Genomic DNA, 11,687 nt, shown 5'->3' with positions numbered 1-11,687 from the left:
AGCCAATCTTGACTATAATTCGCTTTTATTTTGTCTTGATCCTCTGGATCACTTTCCCTTTATGTCTCAACTTTCGACTTATTTTACTCAAAATCAGTTTTGTGTACTGGTGGAATATCTCTGCTCAATGAAAGAGATTTTGCCTGTAAAAACTCAATTTGCTGACTTTCCTGCATTGATGACTTTAGCAGATCGCGTCCATGCAGATGATGATCTTGCCCCGATTATTGCTGCACAAGCTTACCCGAAACACATTGAAAAAGTGCTGCATTTTGCTGGTAAGGGGCGGGACATTCGTGACTTTGAGCAGTTTTTAAATGCCGCTCAAGCGATTGGACAGCAAAATTTATTATTGCTCACAGGTGATAAGCTTAAGAACCATCACAAGGGCAAGGACTCTAGTGAGCGTACACGTTACCTTGAATCGGTAAATGCCGTGATGGCAGCGAAACAACATGGTGATTTTTGTGTAGGTGTTGCATTTAATCCGTTTAAATATGCTGAAGCTGAACGCGATGCCCAGTATTTAAAATTGCATAAAAAGCTGAAGGCAGGTGCAGATTACATTATTACTCAACTGGGTTATGATTTGTCTGCTTTGAAAGAAGCGAAAGTATTTTTAACTCAGCATGGCTATGCTCAAAAAATACTTGCTTGTGTTATGCCGCTAACATTGGGACGCGCCAATTTTATGGTGAAGCATCAAGTGGCGGGCATTGTGATTACACCGCATATGCTCAAGATCTTGGGTGAAGAAAAAGAATCAGGTTTGACTGATCGGGTATATCTACGCTGTGCGTTACAAATTTTAATCTGTAAACAGTTAGGTTTTGCAGGTGTGCACCTTTCGGCATGTCATAAACCTGAAGAGCAATTGCTGTTAGAGAGCTATATTGAGGCATATCGTCATCTTGGTTTAGATGAACTTGAGCTGCTGTGGAATGCACTTTGGCAAGTTAAAACAGGCAAAGAGTTTTATCCAGCGCTGACGTATTATTCACGCCCTGTAAGCTCCATGCAGGTTTTAAAATATCAGCATTTGAATTTAATGCATGATGCTTTGTTCGAGTCTAAAGTTGCAAAAGGTGTTGGACATTTTATTTTCCAGTCGCGGTTTTGGAATGGATCGCTTGCAGCACAAGCATTGCTTAAAACTGAATTTGTCAGTAAACATGGTGTAGTGGGCTGTGAAAGCTGTGGGCAATGTCGCCTAGGTGATACCTTATATATTTGCCCTGAAACCTGCCCGAAAGGCCTCGCCAATGGCCCTTGTGGTGGAACAACATTAGACCGCTGTGAATTTGGTGATCGTGAATGTATTCACTCGGTCAAAGCTCGCCTTGCCAAAGCAGTTGATCAAACGCAAATTTTAAAAAACAACTTGATTCCGACAGTGCCGATAGAGGTGCGTGGTAGTAGTTCATGGAAAAACTGGTATGTAAATCAAGCCAGTTAAAGTATGGTTGTTTGATTAAAAATACATTATAAAAAAAGGCGGGATCACTAAAATGATTCCGCCTTTTTAAGTTTGGTCTAATTTTAAAAAATATTAGAACTGGCCTTTTTCTTTACGCTCAAGCATCACTTTTTTCAACATTGTACGTGGCAAAGTAAACCACATTAGCACCAATGCCAAACTACATAAGCTAAATGCCATCAGGTCATAAGCTTCAAACAACATGCGCGATACTTCAAGCACGACAAAGTAGCTGAACATCATGATCATTGACATAGCAGACGCAACTGTACCTTTCGATACGTCCGATGACATCATGGCTAAACGATACAGCACAGAGAAACAAATCCCTTCACCAAAGCTCATGATGGTCATACCCATAATTAGCGCCCATACAAAATAAGTCGGGATGAATAAGCCGATTAGGATGATCAGTGCACCAACTAACATGATTGGTAGACCGAATAGAATGGTTTGACCGAGTGGATATTTATCAATAATTTTAACTAAAATCACACTACCCAAGATGAGCGCACCCAATACAGGCACTTGCGCCATACCATATTGCATACCACTGAAACCGAGGTTTTCAACGAGCATTACAGGCGATAATGCAATCCAGAGCATGATTGGTAAACATGCCATTGGTAGGGCACTGGTCATGATCACAAACTGTTTATTGTTAAAGACTGTTTTAAAATCACTCCAAATACTGCTCATAGGTTTTTGCGTCAGATTCGCTTTTTGATCTGCTGGCATGGCCACTTTGAGACCAAACCAACCCAGTAAAGCCAATATTGCAATTCCAATAAAGCCCCAATGCCAAGACACGTGGTCAATCAGCAATGAGCCGACTAAAGGACCTAAGAGTGGTGCAAATAAAGTCATATTGCCCATAATTGCCATGACTTTAATTGCAGTACGCTCTTCAAAGTTTTCTTGAACGGCTGCATAACCTACGGCACTAATCACGGTCAAACCCATGCCTTGTAGGAAACGTAAGCCTAAAAAACTTTGAATATTTTGTATGAATAAAATCAGTAAGCAAGTTATTGCAAAAAATAGTGCACCTGCCAATAAAATTTTCTTACGCCCAATACGATCCGACAAGGGACCCATTAGCCACGCGATACAGCCACCACCAAGCAGGTAGAATGACATAGACGAGGGTGCCCAAGCGCTGCTCACGCCAAAATCACGGGTTACACCAAGCATGGCTGGTTGGATTAAATCGTTGCCCAAATAGACAGCGAACTCAAATAAAACCAATGCCAAAGGAAACAATAAAGTGGCAAAAGTGAGTTTAGAAATGTGTGGGGGAGACATGGTTTTCAACATCGTTTTTACAACCCGTCAGCACAAAGTCACTTTTTTAGAAATAAAAGGACCTTACTTCCTGACGGGCAGGAAGATTAAAAAATAATTTTGCAAATAGAAAAGTAATAACGGTTCACAGCGTCGATGGGGAGATCACGCTGAACAGACAGAACAATTCAATTTCAAAAAGGGAGATTTAAAAAAATACACCCACGACATAGCGCAGGTGTTAAAAGTACATATAGTTTAACATACCTACGAGATGAACGAAAATTGGGTATTTTCAGCACCAGAAAAAGGATCGTTTTCTTATGATATTAATTACAGGGATATATAATTTAATCGGTGCTGGATTTTTCACTATCCATAGCATTGGAGTAGAATTTCACACCTAATTTGATGCGGTCACGACCATTGCTCGTACGCCAACGATTGGTATCTCTGAGTGAATATACGCATCCACAGTATTCTTGTTGATAAAATTCTTCCTTTTTACTGATTTCAATCATGCGGTGAGCACCACCATTTTTTCGCCAGTTGTAATCCCAGTAAGTTATATTGGGATAGTGCTCAGCAGCACGTATACCACAACCATTAATTTGCTTCATATCTTTCCATCGAGAAATGCCAAGCGAACTACTGATTAGACTAAAGCCATGTTCATGTGCATAGAGCGCCGTACGTTCGAAACGCATATCGAAGCACATCGTGCAGCGACTACCTTTTTCGGGCTCATTTTCCATCCCTTTAGCACGTTCAAACCAATTGTCGGTGTCATAGTCGCAGTCAATAAAAGGAATATTGTGTTTTTCAGCAAAGCGAATATTTTCTTCCTTACGAATTAAGTATTCTTTAACAGGATGAATGTTGGGATTGTAAAAGAAAATGGAGAAGTCGATGCCTGATTCGATCATGGTTTCCATGACTTCACCAGAGCACGGTGCACAGCAAGAGTGTAGTAAAAGTTTATTATGACCATCTGGAAGAGTAAGTTTTTGGCGCTTTAGCTTAGACATAGTAAATAATGAAAAATTGAAGCAGAGTATTTTAGTTTTTATCAGTACTTTAAAATTATGAATTTGATGAAATATTTTCATTTTAGGATAAGTAATTTTCACTTCAAGTCCATATTAGGATTTGAGTCAACTCTCTATAAGTTATTACAAAGTCCTGAGTTGATTTATAGGGTCTGCCTTTGGTTGTACCGCTCTATTTAATGCTTGAATTAAATCCCAAGCTTTTTTAACTTATGATATTTCTTCATTTGTATATTATTTTTACGATTAAACAGCTTTGATGACATTACATTTAGTAATCGTGATATTTTTAAATGAAAATGATTATAATTACGCTTAAGTTTTTATCGGTATTGTATCATGCAGTTCAATCTGTCCTTTTTAGCATTTTCAGTTCTGGCCATTATGGCAACAGCATCACATGCTCAATCAGAATCCGATTTAGAACAGTCATCGGGAAATCAATTACCGACCATTATTACTCAAGCTGGAACCGATGAAAAACCCTATGCAGCTAAAACAGCAAGTGCAGTACTTCGGTCAGATGCCCCTTTATTTGAAACCGCACAATCGATTAGTGTTATCACCAATCAGCAAATAGAACAAAAACAAGCAAAAACAGTTGCGGAAGCTTTAGAAGGGGTCGCTGGCGTGACCTCTGGTCAATATGGACGTCGGGGTTGGGATGACTTTATTATCCGCGGACAAATTTCCAGTTCACAAACCTATATTGATGGATTGCGTGTACAAGCATCAGATAATGTTTTAAGAGCTGAAGATATTTCGGGCCTAGAATCTATTGAGGTTGTGAAAGGCCCAACATCAGTGGGTTTTGGATTAGCATTGCCAGGTGGTTTGGTTAATTTGACCACTAAACGTCCACAAGCAGAAACATCTTATAAAGGGGCGTTAAGTTATGGCAGTTATGGTTTAAAAGAAGCAACTTTTGATATGAACTATGCGCCAAATGAAAGTGCAAAAGGTGCTTTTCGTGTGGTAGGACGAGTGTCTGATCAGGATGATCCTACAGACTATGTATATTTTAAAAATCAATATATTGCACCATCATATAATTTTGATTTAGGCGATAAAGATGATTTATCGGTCATTGCCAGTTATCAACATCGTAAATATATCCGTCAGCAGGGTATTCCCTATAGTAAGGGCGATTATAAAAATTATTCGTCTAGCTTGTTTTTTGGTGAGCCAGATTATGGCTATGATGTGGATGTTTATCGGATTGGTACGAATTATGCCCACTATTTTGATAATGACTGGACTTTCAAACAAAACCTTGCTGTGACAAAAACCGATACAAAAGGGAATGCGATATTAGCATCGGGTACAAATACTCTGCCAACGATTAAACGTGCAATTAACAATCAAGATAAACAAGATATTAACTATACCTTAGATAATCATTTACAGCGTAATTTCGATTTTGGAAAGCTCAACTATGATGTCATGGTCGGTGTCGATATGATGCGAGAACGCAGTGATTATTATCGTCGCACAGATACTATTAATTCGTTTAATGCAGATAATCCTGTCTATGGTATTACCAGTACCAAACTCGGTACTCCAACTCAAGAAGTTACTTATAGTCAATATGCAGGTTTATATTTGCGTAATACCATTAAAATTGATGATCACTGGATTGTTGGGCTATCAGGTCGTCATGATTGGACTCAAGTTGAAATTGATAATGTATTGAAAAATACAGCCACTAAAAATTCAGACAATGCTTTTACGGGCAGTGCTTCGGTCATGTACCGCATGAATGATATGTTTGCACCGTATATCAGTTATTCAACTTCTTTTATGCCAGTGACGGATGCAGGGGAAAATGGCACATTACTTAATCCTGAAGAAGGTAAACAAGCGGAAGTAGGCGTAAAATTTCAGGCTTTGGATCAGCGTTTGCAAGGCTATGTGGCTTATTATGATTTAACCCGTAAAAATGTGACTGAATCAGATGCTTCTGGAAATTTCTCAATTCAAACGGGTGAGCAAGTCACCGAAGGTTTTGAAGCTGAAATGGCGGCGGCATTAACTGAGCAATGGAATGTAGCGGCAACATATAGCTATATTCCAACTGCAAAAATAACAGAAAGTGTGACTGCCAGTGAAATAGGTAAACGTAGCAATCATGTTCCTAAAAATGCCAGCTCATTATCCACCCAATATTATTTTAGCCCTGATCAATTCGGTTGGAATATTGGTGCGGGTATTCGTTATCAAGGTTCTCGAACAGCACAGCGCAATACAGACTTTGTCTACTTGCCCAGTTATGCGTTATTTGATGTGAATGCGGGTTATGAAGCCAAAACTTGGGGAGCAGGTCTAAGTATTAAAAACGTATTCGATAAAGAATATCTGGCTGGAACAACACCGAATGCGCAATTGGTCAATTGGGGAGATCCAATGATGGTTCGTTTTAATCTGAAGTTTAAATACTAAAAATCTAAAACGATTCAGTTTTACATAGTTGATGTGGAGGCAATGGTAGATAAGTTTCAACTTACGAAATGATATGAATTTTATGTATTAAATTTATATGAGAGTTGAATTAATCTAAAAAGACAATCATATTCTGTGAACAACCATAGAGGTCATTCACAGAACATCTTAAGGGGATCTATAGCAGTTTGTTAATAGTGATTGTCAGTAATATTAATTTTATTTTGTGCAGTTTTATTGTTTGCAGATTTACCGCCACCCCAATTAAACTTCTGTGCGCAAATTCCTAAGCCAACAATAAATAAGGCAAGAACACTGGTATATGCCACTTCCTTAAGATAAGTCCCTTCAATGACCATGGTAATTAAGGCGCCAATAATAAAGATGATGACGAGATAAGTCAGCCAAGGAAAGAGCCACATTTTAAATGGAATATCGACACCTTCTGTTTCCAATTTCTTACGCAGCTTCAATTGTGAAATTGCAATCGCAAGGTATACATACAAAGACACCGTACCGGTTGCCAGCATTAATACATCATAAATATTCATGCTTTTTGTCGCAGTGAAATATACTGCAACGATTGAAAAAAGACTTGAGAAAATAACACCGACCCATGGGCTGTTATTGCGGTTAGTAAATGCAAAACTTTTCGGTGCATCGCCACGTTTGGACAGAGAATACATCATACGTGAACAGGTATAGAGTGCAGAGTTAAAGCAGCTACACACAGAAGTTAACACTACAAAATTGACAATATGGCGCGCTTCAGGAATACCCAATGCAGTAAGGGTAACGCTGTATGTACCCCAAGTTGGGTCTTTTAATAGAGGGTTGTTGTGTGGAATTAAGCAAACGGTAATCAGCATTGAGCCGACATAAAATAAAATGATTCGCCAGACAATTGAGTTAGATGCTTTGCGGATTTCTTTCGCAGGATCTTTAGTTTCAGCGGCTGCAACGGTGACAATTTCTGCCCCCATATAGGCAAACATAACACCCAGTAAGGCTGTAATAATAGAAGAAAAACCATTTGGCATAAACCCTTCAGCGGTCAAATAAGTCACCCCGCCTAGCATAGTGGCATCGCCCCAAGGCCAAAGGTGCATAATGGCTAAACTTCCGACAACCAAGAATAGTACAATGGCAATGACCTTGATTAAGGCAAACCAGAATTCAAATTCACCGTAGTTTTTGACATCGCGTAAATTAATCCAGACCAAAGCTACAATGACGAACAGCATGTAGCCCCAAATCGGAATAAATGGAAACCAGCTATTGAGAATTTTGCCAGCAACAAAGGCTTCCCATCCCATAAGTAAGGTCCAGAAAGACCAATATAGCCATCCAATCGAAAATCCAGCCCAACGACCAATTCCGCGGTCTGCATAAGTTGAAAATGAGCCACTGTCGGGGTTCAGTACCGCCATTTCACCCAGCATACGCATGATGAATAGAACCAATAATCCGCCTAGTGTATATGCTATGAGTGCAGCTGGCCCTGCATTGTAGATTACATTTCCTGAGCCGACAAATAATGCGCCGCCAATCACACCTGCAATAGAAATCATGGTGAGGTGGCGTGACTTAAGTCCATTTTTTAAGCCTTGTGATGAATCTGGCTTGGAGGTATGTTGATTTTCAGCCATATTATTTCCCTTAATATCAAGGATATAGTTGCAATATTGGTCTATACCTTTTTCGCACTATTTATCCATTGAAACTGCAACTGAATTATTAAGCACTTAATTAAGATTAAGTTAACTTGGATAAATCTGATGGTTCTGTAAACGGGTGAAAGATCACACTTTGGTTACAAAACTGTTACATGTTGTTTATGTGTGCTGCTAATTTCTCTTTTTTGTTGGCAGGTGACGAGAGCCATTTTTTATCTATTGAAAGGAGCCAATTGCTTTAAAAATGTGAAAAGTACAGGAAAGGATATTTACAGAAAAATAAAGACTAAATAAAATAAAAAAGCAATACATAGTTTTGCCAGAGATTTAAAAACTGACAAAAAGTTAAGTTTAATTTAAAAATAAAATTTTGATTAATATAGAAAATTAATTAATTAAGTGTGGGAATACCGACATCGCGTAAGCACTTCAACAAAATGCCAAAAGCGACCAGTATTTCTTGTTCGCTGACACAAGCGAAACCAAGCAACAATCCTTTCTGCCGCGTAGAATAGTGTTTTGTATAATATTGAGAGAGTGCTCTGACCTTTACATTTTGATCGAGTGCATTTGATGCAATTAGTACATCATCACTGCTGCTTGGCAATTTTAAAATAAGGTGTAAGCCCGCTGCGGTGTTGTATTCGTGTAGAAAATCTGGCCCCAAATGACGGTGAATTAAATCAATTAAAAATGCATGGCGTTTGCTGTAAAGTAAGCGCATACGTCGAATATGTGCCCCATAATGTCCTTCACGGATAAACTCTGCCAATACTTTTTGATCCAGTAAATGTCCACCTCGATACAGTTCTGATGCCACAATGCGCAGTGGCGAAAACAGTTTTTTCGGTACCACTAAATAACCGATACGCAGCGCAGGATAAATGGTTTTGCTGAATGTTCCCATATAAATGACGGGTGAATCAGGTTCCAATCCTTGCAAAGACGGATAGGGCTGACCTGAGAATCTGAATTCACTGTCATAATCATCCTCCACAATCCAGCTTTTATGCTGACGGGCAATTGCAATCAGTTGCTTGCGCCGTTCAAGGCTCAAATGTGAACCTAAAGGATATTGATGTGATGGTGTGACAAAGATCAGCTTAGGCGGTTTCTTGGGATCTAGGTCAGGAATAATGCCTTCTTGGTCAACAGGTAGCGAACGCAAATTTACACCATTAATGCGTAAAATATTGCGCGCGCCCCAGTAAGCTGGGTCTTCGATCCAGACTTCGTCGCCGATATCGCTCAAGGTACGCGCAACCAAATCTATGGCCTGATGCGTGCCTTCGGTAATGATGATTTGATCGGCATCGCATTGTACAGAACGCGCAATTTTGAGGTATTCCGCAAGTTCTTGGCGCAGTTCCAGACATCCGCCTGCATTGCTGTAAATTAATCGAGTAATTTCTGGTTCACGGCTCAAACGAGTCTGAATTCGGCTAAAAATATGGTGAGGAAATTCAGTTACATCTGGTGCACCAGGGACAAATGCCCCCCATTGATAAGGCGATGCCGCTGAATAGCCGATTAAATACGAACCGCGCTGAGATAAGCTGTAACTTTGCTGAGATTTTTTTTCTTGAATCGGAATATTGGTGTTTTCTGCTTTGATTAAAAAGGACTCGGGCAATTTCTCTGTAACCCAAGTGCCTTGTCCTGTACGGGCATCGACATAACCTTGTGCCTGTAATTGTTCATAAGCGCTTAATACCGTATTGCGGGAGACTTTGATCTCTTTGGCAAGATCTCTTGATGCAGGTAAACGAGTTTTGGGTGCCAATACGCCATCAATCATGGCATTACGCAAGCAGCGAAATAATCGTAGCTGCAATGTTCCATCAATATCTTGCTGTAATCGCTGCAGCAAATAATCTCCAAGCAAACTACGCAATTGGCTCTCTCCTACAAATTCAAAGTGGCTCTCGTGAGAGCAATGTCGGTACGTGCAAAATAATCTGGTCAGGCAGTAATTGTAAAGTATCTCGCTCTTGCGTGGTTGGTGTAAATGCGAGCCTGTAAACGGCAGGCAATATACACACATCTTGGTTAAAGCCCAAGCGAAAAATCTAAGCTTAATTTTTTAATTTAGATCAGGCAGCCTGAAGACATGAATCAATAAATGCCAACAAACCTACATAAATTTATACTTTTTGCAGCCGCAAGGAAATGCGTCTGCATACAAAAATAGGATCATGCAATGAACACGATGGTGAAAGGTCTGACGTATACGGAGCAAGGTACAACTGCTTGGAATAATGAGCTTAAGCAGTTAGATAAAGAGGCTCTCCATCTGGGCGAAAGGCTAGATATTCTTTACGTGCCGCAGCCTACATTTTGGCATGTGAACGCATTTTAATGGCGCGTAAAGAACGCGGCATTTATCTGGGTTAATGATCAGATTTCTTGCAGGATGCAGAATTGGATCAACCATGAATTTGAAATTTGAATACCTTCGCTGATCAAATTTTATCAAAAATTTTGCTTTTGCCAGAGATGGGCTTTTGGAATTTATTCTTTCTTTTTGGGATTTTTATTATGTTGCAGCATTTTCTAGTGAAACCATTTTCATTTTTTACCCTTACCAGTGTAATGGCAATGTCGGCAGCCGTGCAGGCAGATACGCTCTCTTGGGGAGATGCAGAGACAGATTTAGGAAAACTGACGGTGTCAGGGTGGGTACGTGCGAATTATCAAGATAAGGATTATTCGGACAGTGACCATAAATTAAAGTTTAATGCGGCAAAGCTTAGCTTGAAATATGATGCCAAGACATTTTTTGGCGGTGTGGAATACCGCTGCTATCAAAATGATACCTTATGTGATTTTTCAACTTTGGTGAATGCCAATTTGGGCTATAAGCTGAATGATGAGAGCCGCATTACAGTAGGTTTGCAGGATATGCCTTTTGGCATCGGCCGTTTCTGGAGCAGCAGTTGGTACGGCAGCTCAATGGACAATGCTGGCCTAGAAGATGTGCATAATTTGGGCATCAATTGGCAGCAGCAATTAGGTGCCAATACCAGCGTAAATTTGGCTTATTTTCTCCGTGATGGCGGAAGTTTTGTGGGTGATGGCGATGCAGCGCGCTATGCGGCCAATTATGTTAAGCCTGAAGATGCCACGACAGATGACATTGAAGAAAAAAACATGTGGGTTGCACGTATCAGTCAGCAGATTCCACTACAGGACAGTCCAGTTAAACTTAATCTAGGCGGGTCGTACTGGCATTCAGATTTGGAAAACAGCAATGGTCAAACGGGGCATCGTAATGCATGGAATATCTTTGGTCGTTTAAACTATCAAAATGCCAATGTAACTTTGACTGCCGGACAGAATCGTGCAGATACTAAGTCTTTGAGCAATGCGGATTATGCAACGGTCGGCTCATTTGAATCGAAGTATTATGTTGCCAACAAAGCCAATTATTATGTGGCGAATGTTGATTATCAAATCAATGATTTTTACAAAGATTATGATTTAACACCTTATGCGAGCTATGCCGTATTTGATAAGGATAAATCAGGTTTTGCCACATCGACCCGTAGTATTTGGGGTGCTCAGCTAGATGTTCAGCAGTTTTCGCTGGCCGCAGAATATATCACTGGCAAAAATGATGTATTCATTGGCGGTGATGCAGGTTCTTTGGCAGGAGGAGATGCATCTGGGCACAGTAGACTCTTGAATTTATTGTTTATCTATAATTTTTAATGATTGTTGTAACTCATCAGAATGGCACCTTTAAAAAAGGTACCATTTTTA

At 39.8% G+C, this 11,687-nt stretch carries 7 protein-coding genes and 1 pseudogene; 4 read left to right on the top strand and 4 right to left on the bottom strand.

All coding sequences use genetic code 11. The features are described from left to right. Positions 1 to 61: 61 nt before the first annotated feature. Positions 62 to 1,456: a methylenetetrahydrofolate reductase C-terminal domain-containing protein gene (locus tag B9T24_RS15115; RefSeq protein WP_086166542.1), complete on the top strand. Its 1,395-nt coding sequence runs from the start codon at positions 62 to 64 to the stop codon at positions 1,454 to 1,456. A gap of 93 nt (positions 1,457 to 1,549) precedes the next feature. Here B9T24_RS15115 and B9T24_RS15110 read toward each other — a convergent pair whose 3' ends face one another. Continuing rightward, positions 1,550 to 2,782, bottom strand: a complete 1,233-nt coding sequence (locus B9T24_RS15110) for an MFS transporter (RefSeq protein WP_086166591.1) — start codon at positions 2,780 to 2,782, stop codon at positions 1,550 to 1,552. A 329-nt stretch (positions 2,783 to 3,111) separates the two neighbouring features. Then, a complete protein-coding gene (locus tag B9T24_RS15105; protein ID WP_086166541.1) occupies positions 3,112 to 3,789 on the bottom strand; it encodes an epoxyqueuosine reductase QueH in 678 nt (225 codons plus the stop codon). Positions 3,790 to 4,149: 360 nt separating this feature from the next. Here B9T24_RS15105 and B9T24_RS15100 point away from each other — a divergent pair, with 360 nt between their 5' ends. Then, positions 4,150 to 6,249, top strand: a complete 2,100-nt coding sequence (locus tag B9T24_RS15100; RefSeq protein WP_086166540.1) for a TonB-dependent siderophore receptor — start codon at positions 4,150 to 4,152, stop codon at positions 6,247 to 6,249. Between the two features lie 191 nt (positions 6,250 to 6,440). On the opposite strand, the gene B9T24_RS15095 is transcribed toward B9T24_RS15100, so the two are convergent. After that, positions 6,441 to 7,898 carry an amino acid permease gene (locus tag B9T24_RS15095; RefSeq protein ID WP_086166539.1) on the bottom strand — a complete coding sequence of 486 codons (1,458 nt, stop codon included), beginning with the start codon at positions 7,896 to 7,898 and terminating at the stop codon, positions 6,441 to 6,443. Positions 7,899 to 8,316: 418 nt separating this feature from the next. Next, positions 8,317 to 9,819 carry a PLP-dependent aminotransferase family protein gene (locus tag B9T24_RS15090; RefSeq protein WP_086166538.1) on the bottom strand — a complete coding sequence of 501 codons (1,503 nt, stop codon included), beginning with the start codon at positions 9,817 to 9,819 and terminating at the stop codon, positions 8,317 to 8,319. A 419-nt stretch (positions 9,820 to 10,238) separates the two neighbouring features. On the opposite strand from B9T24_RS15090, the pseudogene B9T24_RS17240 reads away from it, so the two are divergent. Next, positions 10,239 to 10,319, top strand: a pseudogene (locus B9T24_RS17240) (hypothetical protein); the annotation flags it as partial. A 144-nt stretch (positions 10,320 to 10,463) separates the two neighbouring features. Further along, entirely contained in the window at positions 10,464 to 11,636 is a 1,173-nt protein-coding gene (locus tag B9T24_RS15085; protein ID WP_143223763.1) for a porin, read from the top strand. Positions 11,637 to 11,687: the final 51 nt, after the last annotated feature.

Origin of the sequence: Acinetobacter sp. ANC 4654 (assembly GCF_002135425.1) — a bacterium.
Lineage (GTDB): Bacteria > Pseudomonadota > Gammaproteobacteria > Pseudomonadales > Moraxellaceae > Acinetobacter > Acinetobacter kyonggiensis.
This window is presented reverse-complemented; position numbering and strand designations above follow the sequence as displayed.